The following is an 18,924-nucleotide window of genomic DNA, read 5'->3' as shown; positions in this document are numbered from 1 at the left end:
CCGTCCAGTGCGGTTTCGATCTCGGTTCAACTGAGACCGACCAGCCATCCGATCCGGCGATTGGGATTTTGGAAGACGGCGAGGTCGGTGACCTGGATCGCATCCTGGAACTTCGTGTCATTGCCCTTGGAGCAATGAACGACATGGTTGTTGTCGAGGATGATCCCGATATGGCCCTGGTGACCATTGCTGTCCGGAAAGACGATCACGGCACCCGGCCGGCTCTGGCTCTCCTCGAGGATCCCGGCGGCCTTGCCGATGTCGGTCCAGACCGCCGTGGTCTCGAACCAGCCGCCGTTGAACTGGACATAGAAATGCTCGGTCATCTTCCGGCTGAAGCCGAAGCACCAGGCGACGAAGCCGGTGCAGTCGCATTGCCCACCGGCGGCCGGGGTGGGCGAGCCCGGGTTCATGCCGCCCTTGCCGAGTTTGTAGCGAATCCCCTGGCCGACGGCGGAATGCGCGCGCGCCAGAACGGCGTCCAGCATCATGATATGCCTCCCTGGGAAATGAACTCTCGAAAAAAACCTGCGGAAATAGGGAGGCATTATCGGTCGTCCCGGCGACGTCGCCATCCTCCAAACAGAGGATGCCGTGCGATTTTTGCCTGTTCGCACGAACCGCCGGTTGCACTGATCCTGCCGCCGGCGCGGCGATCGGCGGTCACAATCTTCCGCTGTCGGCCGGCTTGTCTGATTTGTCCGATCAGTCTAGCGTTCCGCGACGCAAAAAAGATCATGACGGGGATGGCAGGATGTGGCGGGAGATCGCGCCGGATCGGCGGGACGAGATTCGTGTGGATGGCCACAAGGTCGTGGCCTACAGCTTCGGCTCGGGGCCGGAGACGGTGCTGTGCCTCAATGGCGGCCCGGGGCTGCCCTGCGACTATCTGCGCGACGCGCATTCCTGCCTGATCGACCAGGGCTATCGCGTCGTCGCCTTCGACCAGCTCGGCACCGGCGCCTCGGACCGGCCGACCGACCCGGCGCTCTGGACCATCACCCGCTATGTCGCGGAGGTGGAGACGGTGCGGCAGGCGCTCGGGCTCGGCCGGGTGCATCTGCTCGGCCATTCCTGGGGCGGCTGGCTCAGCGTCGAATACGCGCTGACCCATCCCGAGGCGCTGAAGACCGTGATCCTGGAGGACACCGCCGCCGACATCCCGCATCTGATCGGCGAGCTGGAGCGGCTGCGCGCCGCGCTCGGCCCCGAGACCGTGGCGATGATGCAGCGGCACGAGGCCGAGGGCACGCTCGACCACCCGGTGTACCAGGCGGCGATCACCATCCTGAACCACCGCCATGTCTGCCGGCTCGACCATTGGCCGGCGCCGGTCAGGCGCTCACTCGACGACTGGAACATGGGCCCCTACGGCACCATCCAGGGCCCGAACGAGTTCCTCTACACCGGCAATCTGAAGGACTGGAACCGGCTGCCCGACATGCGCCGGATCACCGTGCCGGTGCTGATCACCTGCGGCGAGCATGACGAGCTGACCCCGGCCTGCGCGCTGCGCATGAAGCTGGCGCTGCCGAACGCCCGGCTGCATGTCTTCCCGAATTCAAGCCACATGCCGTTCTACGAGGAGCCGCACGCCTATTATCCTGTGCTGCTCGACTTCCTGAAGGCGCATAGGGCGACCGCCTGATGCCCGCCCGCCGCCCGGCCTGACCGTCGATGCACCGCTTCCGCTTTGTCCTGACCCGTCCGCTGCAGCTGATCCCGGTGCTGTTCGGCATCAGCGTCATCACCTTCGTGCTGATCCGCTCGATCCCCGGCGACCCGGCGCGGGTGCTGCTGGGCACCAAGGCGACGCCGGACGCGATCGCCCGGATCCGCGCCCAGTTCGGGCTCGACGAGCCGCTGTGGACGCAATACGCCCTGTTCCTGCAGAACCTGTCGCAGGGCGAGATGGGCCGGTCGATCCTGTACAAGGTGCCGGTCCTGCGCCTGATCGCCGAGCGGATCGAGCCGACCCTCCTGCTGGTGTTCGGCGCCGTGCTGCTGTCGCTGCTGATCGCCGTGCCCTTCGCCGCCATCGCCGCGCGCCGCCGCGGCCGGCTGGCCGACCACGCCATCCGCATCGTCTCCACCACCGGGCTCGGCCTGCCGCCCTTCTGGCTGGGGATCATGCTGATCATCCTGTTCAGCGTGACGCTGGGGCTGTTCCCGGTGGCAGGGTACGGCGACGACTGGGCCGACCGGCTGCACCACCTGGTGCTGCCCTGGCTGACCATCGCCCTGGCGCTGTCGGCGGTGCTGACCCGGACGCTGCGCGCCGCGATGATCGCCGAGCTGCGCTCCGACCAGGCCACGGCGGCGCGGGCGCGGGGCCTGCCCGAGGGCATGGTGTTCTGGCGCCATGTTGTGCCCAACGCCATCGTGCCGACCATCAATCTCTTGGCCGTGAACATCGGCTGGCTGATCGGCGGCACCGTGATCATCGAGAATGTGTTCTCGATCCCCGGCATGGGCCAGCTGCTGGTGCGCGGCATCTTCACCCGCGACTACATGGTGGTGCAGGGCGTGGCCATGGCCTTCGCCGTGGCCAGCGTCACCGTCAACTTCCTGGCCGACATCCTGACCGTCGCCATCGACCCGCGGGTGAAGCTGTGAGCGCCGTCGCCGGCGCGCCCGCCGCCAGGCTGCGCTTCAGGCTCAGACTGCCGCGGGTGCCGGGCGCGCTGTGGTGGGGCGCCGGGATCGTCGGCTTCTTCGTGCTGACGGCTCTGTTGGCGCCGGTGCTGGCGCCTTACGATCCGATCCAGCAGGACACCGCGAATGCGCTGCTGCCGCCGGGGCCGGGGCACTGGCTCGGCACCGACAATTTCGGCCGCGACGTGCTGTCCCGGCTGATCTGGGGCACCCGGATCGACCTGATGATGGGCGTGTTCGGCGTGCTGTTCCCCTTCATCGTCGGCACTGCCATCGGCTGCGTCTCCGGCTATTTCGGCGGTTGGGTCGACGTCGTGGTGATGCGGATCGTCGACATCGTCATCGCCTTTCCCTTCCTGGTGCTGATGCTGGCGATCATGGCCATCCTCGGCCCGGGACTCGGCAGCTTCTTCATCGCCATGGCCCTGGTCGGCTGGGTGTCCTACGCCCGGCTGGTGCGCGCCCAGGTGCTGGTGCTGAAGGCCAGCGACTTCGTCACCGCCGCGCGCAGCCTGGGTTACGGCCATCTCCGCATCATGGCCCGGCACATCCTGCCGAACGCCTTGGTCAGCTCGATCGTGTTCTCGATGTCGGACGTGGTGCTGACCACGCTGCTCGGCGCCTCGATCAGCTATCTCGGCCTCGGCGTGCAGCCGCCGACGGCGGAATGGGGGCTGATGGTGGCGGAAAGCCAGAACTTCATCATCCGCGCCTGGTGGATCGCCGCCTTCCCGGGCGTGGCGCTGGCGGTGATCGCGCTCGGCTTCAGCCTGCTCGGCGATGGCCTCGGCGAATGGCTCGGGGTGAAGGAATGACCGCGCCGCTGCTGGAAGTGCGCGACCTGTCGGTGGCCCTGACCCGGGCAGGGGAGGTGACGACCATCGTCGACCGCGTCTCCTTCGCGCTCGAGGCGGGGCAGGTGATGGGGCTGGTGGGCGAGAGCGGCTCGGGCAAGAGCGTCACCTGCCGGGCGCTGATCGGGCTGCTGCCGGGGGGGCTGCGCATCGCCGGCGGCTCCGTGTGGCTCAAGGGTCGCGACCTGGCCGGGCTGGAGCCGGAGGCGCTGCGCCGGGTGCGCGGGCGCGAGATCGGCATGATCTTCCAGAACCCGACCAGCCATCTCGACCCGGTGATGCGGATCGGCGACCAGATCGCCGAGGGCATCCGGCTGCATCGCGGCGCCTCGAAGCGCGAGGCTTGGGCCGCCGCCGTGGACCTGCTGCGCCAGGTCGGCATCCCGGACCCGGAGCGGCGGGCCGGTGGCTATCCGCACGAATTCTCCGGCGGCATGCGGCAGCGGGCGATGATCGCCACGGCGCTGGCCTGCGACCCGGAGGTGCTGATCGCGGACGAGCCGACCACCGCGCTGGACGTCACCGTGCAGGCGCAGATCCTGCGGCTGCTGCTGGACCTGCGCGACCGCCGCGGCCTGGCCATCATCCTGATCACCCACGACCTCGGCGTGGTGGCGCAGAGCTGCGACCGCATCGCCGTGATGTATGGCGGCACGCTGTGCGAGGCGGGCGCCAAGCGGGCCGTGCTGGCGGCGCCGCGCCACCCCTATACGGCCCGGCTGATCGCCTGCCAGCCGGCTCATGGGGGCAGCGCCGGCCTGTTGCCCTTCATCCCCGGCCAGCCGCCGGCCCTGGCCGACCTGCCCTCCGGCTGCCGCTTCCACCCGCGCTGCGACCGCGCCTTCGACCGCTGCACCTCGGTGCGGCCGGACCCGTCCTGGCCGGAGCCGGGGCATATGGCGGCCTGCCACCGGGCGCTGGGGGATGCGGCATGACGCTGCTCGACGTCCAGGACCTCGAGGTCCATTTCCGTGCCGGCGGCCTGGCGCTGCCGGGGCGTTCGCCAAGGCTGGTGCGGGCGGTCAACGGCGTGTCCTTCACCCTGGCGCCGGGCGAGGCGCTGGGGCTGGTCGGCGAATCCGGCTGCGGCAAGAGCACGCTCGGCCGCGCCATCCTGCGGCTCGGCGAGATCACCGGCGGCACCATCCGCTTCGGCGGCGCCGATGTGGCGTCGGGCGGCCGCGGCGGCGTGGCCCGGCTGCGCCGCGAGACGGCGATGATCTTCCAGGACCCGTATGGCGCGCTGAACCCGCGCATGGCGGTGGGCGAGGCGATCGCCGAGGTGCTGCGGGTCCATCGCAAGGTGCCGCGCGACCGCATCCCGGCACGGGTGGCGGAGCTGCTGACCCTGGTCGGCCTCAGGCCCGAGCATGCGGCCCGGCGCCCGGCCGAGCTGTCCGGCGGCCAGTGCCAGCGCGTCGGCATCGCCCGGGCGCTGGCGGTCGAGCCGAAGCTGATCATCGCCGATGAATGCGTCGCCGCGCTCGACGTCTCGATCCAGGCCCAGATCATCAACCTGCTGATCGAGCTGAAGGCCCGGATGAACCTGGCCCTGATCTTCATCGCCCATGACCTCGCCGTGGTCCGTCGGCTGTGCGACCGGGTGGCGGTGATGTATCTCGGCCGGATCGTGGAGGAGGGGGCGGCGGAGGCGGTGTTCGCGGCGCCGAAGCACCCCTACACCCAGGCGCTGATCCGCGCCATCCCGGAGATCGATCCCGACCGCACGCTGCCCGCGGACCTCTTGGCCGGCGAGCCGCCGAGCCCGCTCGACCTGCCGGCGGGCTGCGCCTTCCATCCGCGCTGCCCCTTCGTCCTGGCGGAATGCCGGGCCGGGGCGCCGCCGGCGCTGCGCCCGGTCGACGGGCGCTTCACCGCCTGCCATCTCTATCCTGCAATCCCCGCCCGCAACTGAGGCGGGGCAACAACCGGAGGCTCACGATGACAAGGACCAGGAAACATCTCGGGATCGCGTCGGCCGCGTTCCTGGCGGCGCTGGTCGCCGGCGGGGCGGCGGCCGAGGCGGCGGGCGTGCTGACCATTGGCCGGCGCGAGGACGGCACCACCTTCGACCCGATCAAGACCTCGCAAAACGTCGATTTCTGGGTATTCTCGAACGTCTTCGACGTGCTGGTCCGGGTCGACAAATCCGGGCAGACGCTGGTGCCCGGCTTGGCCGAAAGCTGGACCGTCTCCGACGACGGCACGGTCTATACCTTCAAGATCCGCGACGCCAAATTCTCCGACGGCAGCCCGGTGACGGCCTCGGACGCCGCCTTCTCGCTGACCCGCATCCGCGACGACCAGGGGTCGCTGTGGAGCGACACGTACAAGGTGATCAAGACCGCCGAGGCCAAGGACGACCGCACGCTGGTGATCACCCTGAACCAGCCGATGGTGCCGTTCCTGGCGACGCTGGCGATGCCCGGCGCCTCGATCGTCTCCGAGAAGGCGATGAAGGCAGGCGAGGACGCTTTCGCCGAGAAGCCGGTCGGCTCCGGCGCCTTCCAGGTCGAGGAGTGGCGCCGCGGCGAGAAGGTGGTGCTGAAGAAGAACCCGAATTTCTGGCAGGCCGACCAGGTCAGCCTCGACGGTGTCGAGTGGATCTCGGTGCCCGACGACAACACCCGCATGCTGAAGGTGCAGGCGGGCGAGCTGGACGCCGCGATCTTCGTGCCCTTCGCCAAGGTGGCCGAGCTGGAGAAGGACCCGAACCTGGTGGTCCACAAGGACCCCTCGACCCGCGAGGACCATCTGCTGCTGAACCATTCGCACCCGCCGCTCGACAAGCTGGAGGTGCGGCAGGCGATCGACTTCGCGATCGACAAGACGTCGATCGTCGATACCGTGACCTTCGGCGTCGGCACCGTCGCCAACTCCTACATCCCGAAGGGCGCGCTCTACCACACGGCGGACAACGGTGCCCGGCCCTATGACCCGGAGAAGGCGAAGGAGCTGCTGAAGCAGGCGGGCGTCAGCAACGTCACCCTGACCTATCTGGTGCAGACCGGCGACACAGTGGACGAGCAGGTGTCGGTGCTGGTGCAGCAGCAGCTGGCCAAGGTCGGCATCACCGCCAATCTGCAGAAGGTCGACCCCAGCCAGACCTGGGACATGGAGGTGGCGGGCGACTACGACATGGCGATGAACTACTGGACCAACGACATCATCGACCCGGACCAGAAGACGACCTTCGTGCTGGGCCACGACACCAACATGAACTACATGACCCGGTACCAGAACGACCGGGTGAAGGCGCTGGTGGCGGAGGCCCGGGTCGAGGCCGACCCGAAGAAGCGCGAGGCGATGTATGTCGAGCTGCAGAAGACGGCCAAGGCGGACGCCCACTGGATCGACCTCTACTACAGCCCGTATCTGAGCGTGTCGCGCAAGAACATCGAGAATTTCGGGCAGAACCCACTCGGCCGGTTCTATCTGGAAGAGACGAAGAAGAACTGAGGGCGATCGGCATGGCTTCCATCATCGTGATCGGCGCGGGCGTCATCGGCGCCTCGGTGGCGTACCGCCTGGCGCAGGCTGGCCTGGCACAGGGCGGCGCGTCGGTCACGGTGCTGGAGGCGACGCGGATCGGCGCCGGCACCTCCGGCACCAGCTTCGCCTGGGTCAATTCGCACGGCAAGACGCCGCGGGCCTATCACGACCTCAACGTCGCCGGGATGAAGGCGCATGCGGCGCTGCGCGACGAGTTCCCGGCCACGCCCTGGCTGCACCTGAACGGCAGCCTGGAATGGGCCGACGAGGCCGGGCGGGAGGAGCAGCGCCGGCGCTTCGACCGGCTGCGCGACTGGGGCTATGCCGCCGAATGGATCTCGGCCGCACAGCTGCGCGAACTGGCGCCCGACATCGATCCGGCGGCGGTGGGCGAGGCGCCGGTCGCCTGGTTCCCGGAGGAGGGCTGGGTCGACCCGGTGGTCTACGCCCATTCCATGCTCGCCGCCGCCCGGCGCCTCGGCGCGCAAGTGGAGATCGGGGCGCGGGTGGCGCGGGTGGAGCTGCGGTCCGGCCGGGTCACCGGCGCGACCACGGCGGACGGCCGGACGCTGGGCGCCGACCTGGTGGTCAACTGCACCGGCCGCTGGGCCGACGATGCCGGCTTCGACCCGGCGTTGCGCATCCCGCTGGCGCCGACCGCGGGGCTGCTGGCCTTCACCCCGCCGGTCGCGGTCGGGCTCGAGCGCCTGCTGAAGGCGCCGGGCTGCGACATCCGGCCGGACGGCGCCGGCCGCCTGCTGGTCTGCCGCAACGACGACGAATTCGACCCGGCCACGGCGCCGCGCCCCAGCACCGACCTGCCGGAGATGCGCGAGCTGCTCCGGCGCGCCCGCGCGATCCTGCCGGCGATCGGGCCGGTGGAGCCGGAGGCGGTGCGCCTGGGCATCCGCGCCCTGCCGAAGGACAGCTACTCCGCCGTCGGCTCGCTGCCGCAGGTCGAGGGCTACTACGCCGCCGTGACCCACAGCGGCGTCACCCTGGCCGCCTTCCTCGGCGTCGCGGTGGCCGACGAGCTGCTGCACGGTGCCGTCCGACCCGAGCTGGCCACCTTCCGCCCGGCCCGCTTCTTCGGCTGAGGCCCGCCGAAACGCTCGGCGCACGGCCGCCGCGGGCTTATGCTGGCGGCATGACCGGGAGGAACGGGCGCAGGGATCGGGGAGCGTACGGTGGCTGACTGGCTGCTGTGGATCATCGCGCTCGGCTATCTCGGCCTGCTCTTCGCCGTCGCCTTCATCGGCGACCGCAGCCCGGCCTATTGGCGCTCCGGCCTGCGCGAGCCCGCCGTCTATGCCCTCTCGCTCGCCGTCTACTGCACCTCCTGGACCTTCTATGGCGGCGTCGGCCGGGCCGCGTCGCACGGGCTCGACTTCACCCTGATCTATGTCGGGCCGATCCTGGTGATCACCCTCGGCTTCCCGATGATGCGGAAGATCACCCGGGTGGCGCGCGAGCAGAACATCACCTCGGTGGCCGACTTCGTCGCCGCCCGCTACGGCAAGAGCCGCGTGATCGCCGCGGTGGCGACCGTGATCGCGCTGGTCGGCGTGCTGCCTTACATCGCGCTGCAGCTGCAGGCCGTCTCGCTCAGCTTCGGCGCGCTCGCCACCGGGCCGGGGCGGACGGTGGCGACGCCGCTGTGGGCCGACACCGCCCTGCATGTCGCCCTGACCATGGCGGTCTTCGCCATCCTGTTCGGCGTCCGGCACGTCCAGGCGAATGAGCGGCACCAGGGCATGATCCTGGCGATCGCCTTCGAATCCCTGGTCAAGCTGGGGGCGATCCTCGCCGCCGGGGCCTTCGTGACCTTCGTCATGTTCGACGGGCCGGGCGACCTGGCGGCGCGGCTGCTGTCGGTGCCGGCGCTGCAGGCGCGGCTGGAGGGCTTCGCCGTCGGGCCGGAATGGGTGTCGATCACCGTCATGTCGGCCCTGGCCTTCCTGTGCCTGCCGCGCCAGTTCCATGTCGGGGTGGTGGAAAGCGGCCGACCGGCCGATCTGCGCACCGCGCGCTGGCTGTTCCCGGCCTATCTCGTGGCCATCAACATCTTCGTCCCGGCCTTTGCCGTGGCCGGGCTGCTGCTGTTCGGCGCTGCCGCGAACCCCGACCTGTTCGTGCTGGCGCTGCCGATGGCGGCGGGCGACCCGCTGCTGTCGCTGGCCGTGTTCCTGGGCGGGCTGTCGGCCGCCACCGGCATGGTGATCGTCGAGACCGTGGCGCTCAGCACCATGATCAGCAACGAGCTGGTGCTGCCGCTCTTGCTGCGCGGCGGCATGGCGGCGCGCGGCGACGGCGCCCTCGGCCCCACCGTGCTGCGCATCCGCCGGATCGCCATCTTCGCCATCCTGCTGCTGGCCTATGCCTATTTCGCCGTGATCGGCGGCAGCATGCCGCTGGCGTCGATCGGGCTGATCGCCTTCTGCGCCGTGGCCCAGCTGGGGCCGGCGCTGATCGCCGGGCTCTACTGGCGCGGGGCGCACCGCCACGGCGCCTTCGCCGGCATGGCCGGCGGCTTCCTGGTCTGGGTCGTGGTCTTCCTGGCGCCGACCCTGACCGGGGTCGACTGGGTCTCCGCGGTGCCCCTTCTCGGGATCGAGGGTGCGCTGTGGGGCATCGGCGACGACGTCGACGCCCTGACCCGCGGCGCCTTCTGGAGCCTGGCGCTCAACACCGCGCTGCTGGTCGGCGTGTCGCGGCTGGCGCAGGCCGGCGAGCGCGACCGCGAGCAGGCCGAGGCCTTCGTCGGCCCCATGGTCGAGGCCGGGCAGCGGCCGCAGGCCACGCATCGCGCCGCCGCCTTCGACGACCTCAAGACCCTGGTCGCCCGCTTCATCGGGCCGGACCGGGCGGAGCTCGCCTTCGGCGGGCCGGTGGCGGCCTTGCGCGACCGCGATCTCGCCGACCACACCGAACGGCTGCTGAGCGGGGCGATCGGCGCCGCCTCGGCCCGCATCATGGTCGCCGCGACGATGCGCCGGCACCGCTCCACCATCGGCCGGTCGCAGACCCTGCTGCGCGAGGCGTCGGAGGCCATCCTCTTCAACCGCGACCTCCTGAGCGCCACGCTCGACAACATCGGCCAGGGCATCGGCGTGTTCGACCGCGAGCTGCGTCTGGCCGCCTGGAACCGCCGCTTCGTCGAGATCCTTGGCCTGGCCGAGCCGCAGGTCGCGATCGGCATGAAGCTGGCGGCGCTTGCGGCGCCGGGCGGCGCCCCGGGCCTCGACCTCTCGCTGCTGCTGGAGGAGCAGCGTGACCCCGAGCGGCGACGGCGCGCCCACAGCCATGAGCGGCGCGGCGCCGACGGGAGGGTGCTGGAGCTGCAGACCAACCCGATGCCGGACGGCGGCTTCGTCCTGGTCTGCACCGACGTCACCGAGCGGGTGAAGACGCTGGACGCGCTGCGCGACAGCGAGCGGCGCATCCGCATCTACACCGACAACGTCCCGGTCCTGATCGCCTATGTCGACCGCGAGGAGCGCTACCGCTTCACCAACCGGCCCTATGAGCAGGCGCTGGGGCTGGAGCGGGGGCAGAGCAACGGCCTGTCGATCCGCACCGCTTTGGGCGAGGACCGCTATGCCCGGCTAAAACCCTATATCGACGCGGCCCTGGCGGGCCGGCGCCAGGTGTTCGAGATCGGCTTCGCCGCCGCCGGGGCCGAGCTGGCGCGCGGCACCTACATCCCGCACCGGGACGAGCAGGGTGGCGTCATCGGCTTCTTCACCCTGTACCAGGACATCACCGAGCAGCGCCGGGCCGAGGCCGTGCTGCGCGAGACCGCGGAGACGCTGGAGCGCCGCGTCGCCGAGCGCACCCGCGAGCTGACCGAGCTGAACGAGGCGCTGGCGGCGGCGAAGGCGGCCGCCGAGGCGGCCAATCTCGGCAAGACCCGCTTCCTGGCGGCGGCGAGCCACGACCTGCTGCAGCCCTTCCACGCCGCCCGCCTGCTGACCGCCACCCTGGCGGAGCGGCTGGGGCGGCGGCGGGAGGCGGCGCTGGTCGGGCATATCGACAGCTCGCTCGGCACGGTGGAGGAACTGCTGCAGGCGCTGCTGGAGATCTCGAAGCTCGACGCCGGCGCCTTCGAGCCGCAGCCGCGGCCCGTGGCGGTGGACGAGATCCTGCGCCCGGCCGTGCTGGCCTTCGAGCCGATCGCGCGCCGCCGCGGGCTGCATCTCAAGGTCGCCCGCTCGACCGCAGCCGTGCTGACCGATCCGGCGCTGGTCCGCCGCATCGTGCAGAACTTCGTCGCCAACGCCGTGCGCTACACCCGTCAGGGCACGGTGCTGGTCGGCTGCCGGCGGCGGCCAAGCGCCCTGGCGATCCAGGTTTGGGACACCGGGCCGGGCATCCCGCCGGAGCAGCTCTCCGCCATCTTCGAGGAGTTCCGCCGCCTCGGCTCCGGCGGCGAGGACGAGCCGGCGGGGCTGGGGCTCGGCCTCGCCATCGTCGAGCGCATCGCGGCGCGGCTCGGCCACAAGGTGGCGGTCCGCTCCTGGCCCGGCCGCGGCAGCGTGTTCGAGGTCGTGCTGCCCCTGGCGGAGACGCAGGTTGCGGCGCGGCCGGCCGAGACGCCCCAGCCGCGGTCGCCGGCCACCGACCTGGCGGGCCGGCTGGTCCTTTGCGTCGACAACGACCACGCCATCCTGACCGCGACCCGGCTGCTGCTCGAGGGCTGGGGCTGCACCGTGCTGGCCGCGACCGACGCGGCCGGGGCGAAGGAGGCGCTGCAGCCGCTCGGGCGCGCGCCGGACATGGTGCTGCTGGATTATCACCTCGCCGGAGCGGAGACCGGGCTCGACGTGCTCGCCGTGCTGGAGGCGGCGGTCGGCCGTCCGCTGGCCGCGGCGCTGGTGACGGCGGACCGCACCGAGGCGTTGAAGGCTGCCGCCCGATCCCGCGGCCTGCCGCTGCTGCACAAGCCGCTGAAGCCGGCGGCGCTGCGGGCGCTGCTGGTGCAGCGCCTGGCGACCCGGCAGATGCCCGCCGTCTGAGGGGATCAGTGGCCGGTCGGCTCGATGATGCCGAGCTGGCGCACCGCGATCACCGCCTGGGTCCGGTTCTGGACTCCGAGCTTGCGGAAGATCTGCGACAGATGCGCCTTCACCGTGGCCTCGGTGATCGACATCTCGAAGGCGATCTGCTTGCTCAGCTTGCCCTCGGTGAGCAAGGCGAGGACGCGCAGCTGCTGCGGCGTCAGCTCGGCCACGCGGCGGCTCAGCTCGCTGCGTTCCGGGGCGCCGCCGGACGGGCCCGTCGCCGCCTCGGGGAACCAGACGCCGCCGCCCAGCACGCTCTCGATGGCGTCGCCGATCTCCGCCAGCGGCGTCGATTTCGGCAGGTAGCCGGAGGCGCCGAACTCCATCGCCTGGCGCATCACGGCGGGCTCCTCATTGGCCGAGACCATGACCACCGGCACGGCGGGGAAGGCGGCGCGCAGCGAGGCCAGGCCGGTGAAGCCGTTCATGCCCGGCATCGACAGGTCGAGCAGCAGCAGGTCGACGATGCGGTCGCCGAGGACGACGAGCACCTCGGGGAAGCTGCCGGCCTGGAGGACCTCGGGGGCAGCCGACATCACCTCGGCCAGGGTCTCGGCCAAAGCGCGCCGCACCAGCGGGTGGTCGTCGGCGATCAGAACGACGGTCGCATCAGTCATATCGGACCAAAGAAAGAAGGCCGCGCCATTCTGGGCGCGGCCTCCAGGCCGATACAAGCCGAGGTTTTCCGGATCAGTTCGCCCGGATATCGACCGACTTGGTCTCGCGGATGAACAGCGTGCCGACCACGAGGGTGATGCCGGCGACGATGATCGGGTACCACAGGCCGCTGTAGATGTTGCCGGTGGCGGCGACGATGGCGAAGGAGGTCGCCGGCAGGAAGCCGCCGAACCAGCCGTTGCCGATGTGGTAGGGCAGCGACATCGAGGTGTAGCGGATCCGGGTCGGGAACATCTCCACCAGCATCGCCGCGATCGGGCCGTAGACCATGGTCACGAAGATCACCAGCACGGTGAGGATCAGCGTCACCATGACGTAGTCGATCTGGCCCTTGTCGGCTGTGGCGGGATAGCCGGCGGTCTTCAGCGTATCGCCGAGGCTCTTGGCGAAGACCGGGCCCACGGCCTTGACGTCCGCACTGGCCGGGTTGTAGGCCGCGATCCGGGTGCTGCCGACGTCGATCTCCGCCACGGCCCCCGCCGGCGCCGCCTCGTTGCTGTACGGGACGCCGGCCTTGACCAGCGCCGCCTTGGCGACGTCGCAGGAGGTGGTCGCGGTGGGAGGCTTCACCGGATTGAACTGCACGCTGCAATCCGCCGGGTCGGCGATGACCTTCACTGGGGACGAGGCCTGCGCCGCCTCCAGCGCCGGGTTGGCGTAGTGGGTCAGCGCCTGGAACAGCGGGAAGTAGGTCAGCACCGCCAGCAGGCAGCCTGCCATGATGATCGGCTTCCGCCCGATCTTGTCGGACAGGGCGCCGAACACCAGGAAGAAGGGCGTGCCGATCAGAAGCGACAGCGCCACCAGGATGTTCGCGGTCTGGCCGTCGACCTTCAGCGTCTGGGTCAGGAAGAACAGGGCGTAGAACTGCCCCGTGTACCAGACCACGGCCTGGCCGGCGGTCAGGCCGAACAGGGCCAGGAGCACGATCTTCAGGTTCGGCCAGCGGGCGAAGGATTCGGTCAGCGGCGCCTTGGAGCCTTTGCCCTCGGCCTTCATCTGCTGGAACATCGGCGATTCGTTGAGCTGCAGCCGGATCCAGACTGAGATGCCGAGCAGGATCACCGACAGCAGGAACGGGATGCGCCAGCCCCAGGCCTCGAAGGAGGCCGGGTCCATCGACAGGCGGCAGGCCAGGATCACCAGCAGCGACAGGAACAGGCCCAGCGTCGCCGTGGTCTGGATCCAGGAGGTGTAGGCGCCGCGCTTGCCGTCCGGGGCGTGCTCGGCGACGTAGGTCGCGGCGCCGCCGTATTCGCCGCCCAGCGCCAGGCCCTGCAGCAGCCGCAGCAGGATCAGGATCACCGGTGCGGCAATGCCGATCTGGGCGTAGCCCGGCAGGATGCCGACGATCGAGGTCGACAGGCCCATGATCACGATGGTGATCAGGAAGGTGTATTTGCGCCCGACCAGGTCGCCGAGCCGGCCGAACACCAGCGCGCCGAAGGGCCGGACGAAGAAGCCGGCGGCGAAGGCCAGCAGCGTGAAGATGAAGGCCGCGGTCGGGTTGACGGCGGAGAAGAAATGCGTGCCGATCGATGCCGCCAGCGAGCCGTACAGGTAGAAGTCATACCACTCGAACACCGTCCCCAGCGACGATGCGAATATGACCTTGCGCTCTTCGGCTTTGTTGAGCGTTCGGATCGGTGTTTGCAGTTCGACATCTGACGCAGCGGTCATCGGCGCATCCTCCCTGATCATTGTGGTCGGCGCGCCGATTTTTGTGAGGACGGACGTCCCTATAGTACGACGCGCTATCGTGCAACTCTAACAGCCGCGCCGTCTCGGGACGTATTCGACGTTCGTCTATGCGCCGGGCTGGCTGGTTTCCAGCACCCGTTTCAATGTCGCCAGGTCGCGTTCGACCCATTCGGCGTCGCGGGCGAAGCGGGCGTCGTCCATCTCCGGCAGGCGGAACAGGTGGAACGTCACCTCGCTGCCGCCGCCATTCGCCAGCACCCGGATCGGCAGGGAGATCTCGGCGCCGTTCGGCGGGATGACCCAGTGGTCGGCGATGCGGAACGGGTTGGGCGGGGTGAAGCGCACCCGCATCGTGCCTTCCGGTGTGTCGGCGACCCAGCCGTCGCCCTCGCGCCTGAGCGAATCGGCGAGACCGCTGGCCCATTGCATGAAGTTCTCGGGGACCGACAGGAAGGCGTAGACGACGTCGGGGTCGCGGTCGATCCAGACGCTGAGGGTGCGGGAGGGAAGGGCTCGGCTCATGGCGGACCTCCGTGGTCGATGTTCCTGCAGTCTGCGCCCGGCCACGCCGCATGGCTTGAACGAAACGGCCAGTTCCTGAAACGTTCCTTTTGCTGGACTCCCGCTCGTGTTCGCTCTATGTTCTCTTCGTCGGGCCGCGGAGGCAACTTGGTCCTGGGCGGCCCCGGGCAGAGGAGATCCGGGAAATGGCGGTCACGCGGGAAGTGCGGGAACGGGATGGCCTGAAGCTCTACCGCAACACCCTGTCGCGGCGGCTGTTGGCGGCGGAGGGCCCGGCGCCGCTGCTGCAGGCGGCGCTGCGCGAATTCCCCGACCTGCTCGGCTTCGACCTCTGGCGGCACCCCTCCGGCGCCCTGATGCTGTGCCGCACCGACAACCGCCCGGCGGCGCTGGCCAAGGACAAGGCCTGGTCCGCGGCGCGCCCCGACCTGCTGTTCGCTCCGGCGCCGGCGGAGGAACTGCCGGTGGCGGCGCTGCCGCGCGGCTTGGGCGAGGGCGCCCGGCCGGCTTTCGCCTGAGGCGGCAGTCAACCGCCCAGGGCGGCGCGCCGACGTTCCAGGCTGGCCTTCGGCCACAGCGCTTGCGTGTCGTAATAGACCTCGAAGGCGGGGACACCCTCCGGCAGGATCACCCAGGGCAGCTTCGACCGGGTGAAGATGTGCACGTCGGGCGGCAGCGCCGCCGGGTCGTCCAGCGTGCCGACGCGGACGAAGCGGATCTGGGTGCGGCCGCCATAGGTGCTCCACAGCGCCGTGCGGCAGGCGGGGCAGCGGTGGATGACATGCGGCTTGCCGCTGTCGGTCGGCACGGCGACGGGCTCCGGCTCGCCCGACAGCAGCTCGACCCGGTCGGCCTCGATCAGGGCGTTGAGCACGAAGGCGCTGCCCGTCTGCCGCTGGCAGTCGCGGCAGTGGCAGCAATGCACGACCATCGGCGGCGAGAGCAGGCGGTAGGGAACGGATCCGCAGGCGCAGTGGCCTTCGAGCGTGCGGGGCATCCTTGGCGCTCCGGTCGACTGATAACGGGGTTGCCAGAAGAGATTATCAGCCTTGAGATGGCACTGGAATGCTCGGATCCAACTCCCGAATTCGCGCCTCGATCTGGCGCATATGCTGGTAGATCTCGGTCAGATCGGAGAGCGAATGCCTTGTCTCTTCCTTGCCGTCGAATAGCCCAAGGTGCTTGGTCGTCACCCCATTAAAGTGCAGCCGTGCGATGGTCTTGCGATTGTTGTCGTCCAGCAACACGGCGCAGTAGGATTTCGCATCCCTGATCACAACGCGCTTTGGGTTGGTGAGTCGCGAGGCGATTGCTTGAATAATATGAAAGCCTGAAATTTCTTCCTGCGTTGTCATCACAGCTTCGTCCGAGTTGTTGTCAACAACGTCAGAGATTTCAGGAGCCGCGGCATTGAGGGCAGAAGAAAGTCGCTCATTTACTAGATCGCGGATCAGGCTGGCGATCACTGCCGGCAGTATCTTGCTGAAGCTTTCCTTGATTGCTGGTGTTAGCCGTCCGCCATAAACGCGTGAGGCCAGTATGCGGACGAAATCCTCCGAGGGTTCGTTGAACTCCTTTTCAAGTTCTTTTCTCATCTGGGACTGCATTTTTAAGTTGACTGCTTCCTGAACTATTTGATCAATATCAAAAGAGGATTTTCCAAATTTCTCAAGAATCTTTGCGTCCGATGGTTTGATAGCTTCTATAGAAAATGTATAAAATGGTTTTTCGTCCATCTTGTTAGGGCGATCTATATCGGAGTAAAAATGGTACACGACGCCATTGGTCAGGACGGCTAGCCTTGCGTCTGTGACGCTGAAGTATCGGAAGAGCTGGCTAGCGTGATTGATGCTTAGCTCTGCGCTGGAAGGCTTGCATTCGATCAGAATGGAAATTTTTCCGTCATTGCAGATGGCATAGTCAACCTTCTCACCCTTTTTTGTTCCGACGTCCGCAGTGAATTCCGGCACAACTTCCCCTGGGTTGAATACGTCGTAACCCAACGCCTGAATAAATGGCATGACAAGAGCTGTCTTCGTTGCCTCTTCTGTTAGTAAAATTTCTCTATGTGCGGTGACTTTTTTCTGGAGATCGACAAGACGAGTACTAAGGTCCATTGTTTCCTCCTTGCCAGAATCAACTTATAAAAATAGAGACTATCCCCCATCACGTGATTGGCGTGTGGTTCTCACCGCGCGGCGTCAACAACCGATCAAGGTGGTTCATATGCACTCAAGCTTGCATATTTCGTTCCGACGATAGGGGATATTACCACAAGCGCTTGTTAGCGAAAGCGCGGCCGGAACCAGACTTGAGATAGCGCTCAAAAGCTTCTGCCTTGGCTCGATTGCTAAACGCGATATAGGTCATCAACCGCCATGGCTTGAATTTTGAAGTATGGATCGACTTTCCCGAATTGTGTTCTTGAAGACGCTGCTTGAGGTCGGCGGTCACCCCGACGTAGCGTTGACCCTGAGTGGAAATGCTTTCGATGAGGTAGACGTAAAACAACGGCGGCCCTCCTGCCCGGCCCGGCGGCGTCCTGATGACGCCCGGCAGGCTATCGCCCGAGGCGGCGGCACGGCTCTGTCCGCGTCCTGGCGGGCGGCCCATGCCGGCGGTGGCAACGTCGGGAAGACCGCGATCCTTGAGGAAGGGATCGACTGGGCACAGATGGGCATGACGAACGAGGACGCCGAGCTGCTGGCGAGCCGCAAGTTCAGCACCGAGGAAATCGCGCATCTTCGCCGTGCCGCCGCCGATCATCCAGGACTGCAGCCACAACACCTTCACGAACTCCCAGGCTGCCGGCCGCTGGTTTGCCCAGTTCACGCTGCTGCCCTGGGTCAAGAAGCTGGAGGCGGGCTTCCGGCACTCGGTGCTCGGCCCCGGCTATGCCCTGGGCTTCGATCTCTCGAAGTTCATGCGCGGCGATGACGAGGCGCGCTGGAACGCCCACAAGATCGCCGTCGAGGCCGGCATCCTCGATCCCGATGAGATCCGGGAGATCGAGGGCTGGAACCCCCGCGGACGGGCGGCGGCCTGACCCTTGTTCGACTGGTCTGGGATTGCGGCGCTCAGCCGAGAGATCCGGGTTGCCGATCTTGCTGATCTGCCAAAGCCGTAAGGGGGACGCAGACTCAGCCCAGATTTCGGATAGCATGGTAAGAGAGAGGTACTTTTGAGCGCGGCCCTGGGGCGCCCAAGCGCGACGAGCACGTATCGAGGTCTCATATTATGGCAAGATTTAGAAATCACTATGACAGAGTGGGATGGATGAGAAGCGCAATTCTCGATTTTCTCAGATCTCAGAAAGTAGATATTGGTATGGATCGTGATGGCGAATGGATTGAATTTGCCAAATCCAATCGCGTCTACGTTGATGGCATGGCCGATGCCATCGTCCGCTGCGAAGAGCGCGATGGGTGGGTGGCATCTGCCTTGCAAGAAGTAGATTTGCGCGAGCAAGAACTGAGAAAATCTCAAGAACGCTGGGGCTGGAATGCTTTTTATATCGGCCTTGCTGCATTAGCTATGGTCTTTGTTGCCGGGATATTTGTCGGATTGGCCTTCAGTCACTGAGGGCGGCGCCGAAGGCCAAGCCGGCGAAGCCGACCGGCAGGGTCGCCGAGATCCTCAATCTCGCCGCCCGCAAGCAGGGCGTGACCCCGGCCGAGCTGAACGAGCTGACGAGTTGGAAGAGCGCGCCCTGGCGCTGGCTGTTCTCGAATTGGCAGGGCACCGGCTACTGCGACCGCTGGGGCTACAGCCGCGAAGTGCGCAAGGGCGAGGGCCGGCGGGTCAGCTATCACGTCAAGAACGCTGCGCCGACCTCGAAGGCGGCGGACTGACATGGCTCGCGGCTGGTAAACAGGTCAAGAGCGCCAGCGGACGGACTGGGAGGTTTGTAGCCTTACTTGTAGCCGCGACTTTCGCCGTTTCCAAAAAACCCAGGAAAACTG

Annotated in this window: 18 protein-coding genes and 1 pseudogene; 12 read left to right on the top strand and 7 right to left on the bottom strand. The window is 67.9% G+C overall.

What is annotated here, in order from left to right:
• Positions 1 to 26: 26 nt before the first annotated feature.
• On the bottom strand, positions 27 to 491 hold the full coding sequence (locus AAHM41_RS02985) for a CHAP domain-containing protein (RefSeq protein ID WP_342235018.1): 465 nt from the start codon (positions 489 to 491) through the stop codon (positions 27 to 29).
• A 263-nt stretch (positions 492 to 754) separates the two neighbouring features.
• Between AAHM41_RS02985 and AAHM41_RS02980 the strand changes: the two genes are divergently transcribed.
• From AAHM41_RS02980 to AAHM41_RS02945, 8 genes are all read left to right on the top strand, one after another.
• Positions 755 to 1,648 carry a proline iminopeptidase-family hydrolase gene (locus AAHM41_RS02980; protein ID WP_342235017.1) on the top strand — a complete coding sequence of 298 codons (894 nt, stop codon included), beginning with the start codon at positions 755 to 757 and terminating at the stop codon, positions 1,646 to 1,648.
• Positions 1,649 to 1,677: 29 nt separating this feature from the next.
• The gene (locus tag AAHM41_RS02975) at positions 1,678 to 2,616 is read left to right on the top strand and encodes an ABC transporter permease (protein WP_342235016.1); all 939 of its coding nucleotides are present in this window, start codon (positions 1,678 to 1,680) and stop codon (positions 2,614 to 2,616) included.
• The gene (locus tag AAHM41_RS02970) at positions 2,613 to 3,470 is read left to right on the top strand and encodes an ABC transporter permease (protein ID WP_342235015.1); all 858 of its coding nucleotides are present in this window, start codon (positions 2,613 to 2,615) and stop codon (positions 3,468 to 3,470) included. Before AAHM41_RS02975 ends, AAHM41_RS02970 begins: the two co-directional genes overlap by 4 nt.
• Positions 3,467 to 4,444: an ABC transporter ATP-binding protein gene (locus AAHM41_RS02965; RefSeq protein ID WP_342235014.1), complete on the top strand. Its 978-nt coding sequence runs from the start codon at positions 3,467 to 3,469 to the stop codon at positions 4,442 to 4,444. The genes AAHM41_RS02970 and AAHM41_RS02965 overlap by 4 nt, the downstream gene beginning before the upstream one ends.
• Positions 4,441 to 5,424, top strand: coding sequence for an ABC transporter ATP-binding protein (locus tag AAHM41_RS02960; protein ID WP_342235013.1), 984 nt, complete (start codon positions 4,441 to 4,443; stop codon positions 5,422 to 5,424). Before AAHM41_RS02965 ends, AAHM41_RS02960 begins: the two co-directional genes overlap by 4 nt.
• Before the next feature lie 26 nt (positions 5,425 to 5,450).
• On the top strand, positions 5,451 to 6,968 hold the full coding sequence (locus AAHM41_RS02955) for an ABC transporter substrate-binding protein (protein ID WP_342235012.1): 1,518 nt from the start codon (positions 5,451 to 5,453) through the stop codon (positions 6,966 to 6,968).
• Between the two features lie 11 nt (positions 6,969 to 6,979).
• Positions 6,980 to 8,098: an NAD(P)/FAD-dependent oxidoreductase gene (locus AAHM41_RS02950; protein WP_342235011.1), complete on the top strand. Its 1,119-nt coding sequence runs from the start codon at positions 6,980 to 6,982 to the stop codon at positions 8,096 to 8,098.
• Positions 8,099 to 8,188: 90 nt separating this feature from the next.
• Positions 8,189 to 12,016 (top strand): hybrid sensor histidine kinase/response regulator, encoded by a 3,828-nt coding sequence (locus tag AAHM41_RS02945; protein ID WP_342235010.1) that lies wholly within the window; start codon positions 8,189 to 8,191, stop codon positions 12,014 to 12,016.
• Between the two features lie 5 nt (positions 12,017 to 12,021).
• Here the strand turns inward: AAHM41_RS02945 and AAHM41_RS02940 are convergent, their stop codons facing one another.
• The 3 genes from AAHM41_RS02940 to AAHM41_RS02930 all read right to left on the bottom strand — a co-directional run bounded on the left by AAHM41_RS02940 (position 12,022) and on the right by AAHM41_RS02930 (position 14,962).
• Complete coding sequence (locus tag AAHM41_RS02940) at positions 12,022 to 12,678, bottom strand: response regulator transcription factor (RefSeq protein WP_342235009.1); 657 nt, start codon at positions 12,676 to 12,678, stop codon at positions 12,022 to 12,024.
• Positions 12,679 to 12,751: 73 nt separating this feature from the next.
• Complete coding sequence (locus tag AAHM41_RS02935; protein ID WP_342235008.1) at positions 12,752 to 14,419, bottom strand: MFS transporter; 1,668 nt, start codon at positions 14,417 to 14,419, stop codon at positions 12,752 to 12,754.
• A gap of 126 nt (positions 14,420 to 14,545) precedes the next feature.
• Complete coding sequence (locus AAHM41_RS02930; RefSeq protein ID WP_342235007.1) at positions 14,546 to 14,962, bottom strand: SRPBCC family protein; 417 nt, start codon at positions 14,960 to 14,962, stop codon at positions 14,546 to 14,548.
• A 185-nt stretch (positions 14,963 to 15,147) separates the two neighbouring features.
• Here AAHM41_RS02930 and AAHM41_RS02925 point away from each other — a divergent pair, with 185 nt between their 5' ends.
• Positions 15,148 to 15,480, top strand: coding sequence for a hypothetical protein (locus AAHM41_RS02925; protein ID WP_342235006.1), 333 nt, complete (start codon positions 15,148 to 15,150; stop codon positions 15,478 to 15,480).
• A gap of 8 nt (positions 15,481 to 15,488) precedes the next feature.
• On the opposite strand, the gene AAHM41_RS02920 is transcribed toward AAHM41_RS02925, so the two are convergent.
• The 3 genes from AAHM41_RS02920 to AAHM41_RS40575 form a co-directional block, all read right to left on the bottom strand.
• The gene (locus tag AAHM41_RS02920) at positions 15,489 to 15,959 is read right to left on the bottom strand and encodes a GFA family protein (protein ID WP_342235005.1); all 471 of its coding nucleotides are present in this window, start codon (positions 15,957 to 15,959) and stop codon (positions 15,489 to 15,491) included.
• 46 nt (positions 15,960 to 16,005) lie between these two features.
• Positions 16,006 to 17,079, bottom strand: a complete 1,074-nt coding sequence (locus AAHM41_RS02915) for a type I restriction endonuclease (RefSeq protein WP_342235004.1) — start codon at positions 17,077 to 17,079, stop codon at positions 16,006 to 16,008.
• Between the two features lie 151 nt (positions 17,080 to 17,230).
• Positions 17,231 to 17,473, bottom strand: coding sequence for a GIY-YIG nuclease family protein (locus AAHM41_RS40575; protein ID WP_446719430.1), 243 nt, complete (start codon positions 17,471 to 17,473; stop codon positions 17,231 to 17,233).
• Here AAHM41_RS40575 and AAHM41_RS40570 point away from each other — a divergent pair.
• The 3 genes and pseudogenes from AAHM41_RS40570 to AAHM41_RS02895 all read left to right on the top strand — a co-directional run bounded on the left by AAHM41_RS40570 (position 17,360) and on the right by AAHM41_RS02895 (position 18,813).
• Positions 17,360 to 18,008: pseudogene (locus AAHM41_RS40570) on the top strand (phage portal protein). The gene AAHM41_RS40575 and the pseudogene AAHM41_RS40570 overlap by 114 nt on opposite strands.
• A 230-nt stretch (positions 18,009 to 18,238) precedes the next feature.
• Positions 18,239 to 18,544 (top strand): hypothetical protein, encoded by a 306-nt coding sequence (locus AAHM41_RS02900; RefSeq protein ID WP_342235001.1) that lies wholly within the window; start codon positions 18,239 to 18,241, stop codon positions 18,542 to 18,544.
• An 80-nt stretch (positions 18,545 to 18,624) separates the two neighbouring features.
• Positions 18,625 to 18,813 (top strand): hypothetical protein, encoded by a 189-nt coding sequence (locus tag AAHM41_RS02895; RefSeq protein WP_342235000.1) that lies wholly within the window; start codon positions 18,625 to 18,627, stop codon positions 18,811 to 18,813.
• Positions 18,814 to 18,924 lie beyond the last annotated feature (111 nt).

The sequence above is a fragment of the Inquilinus sp. OTU3971 genome (assembly GCF_038440215.1).
Note: the sequence above shows the minus strand (reverse complement) of the source record. Positions and strands in the feature narration are given on the sequence as shown.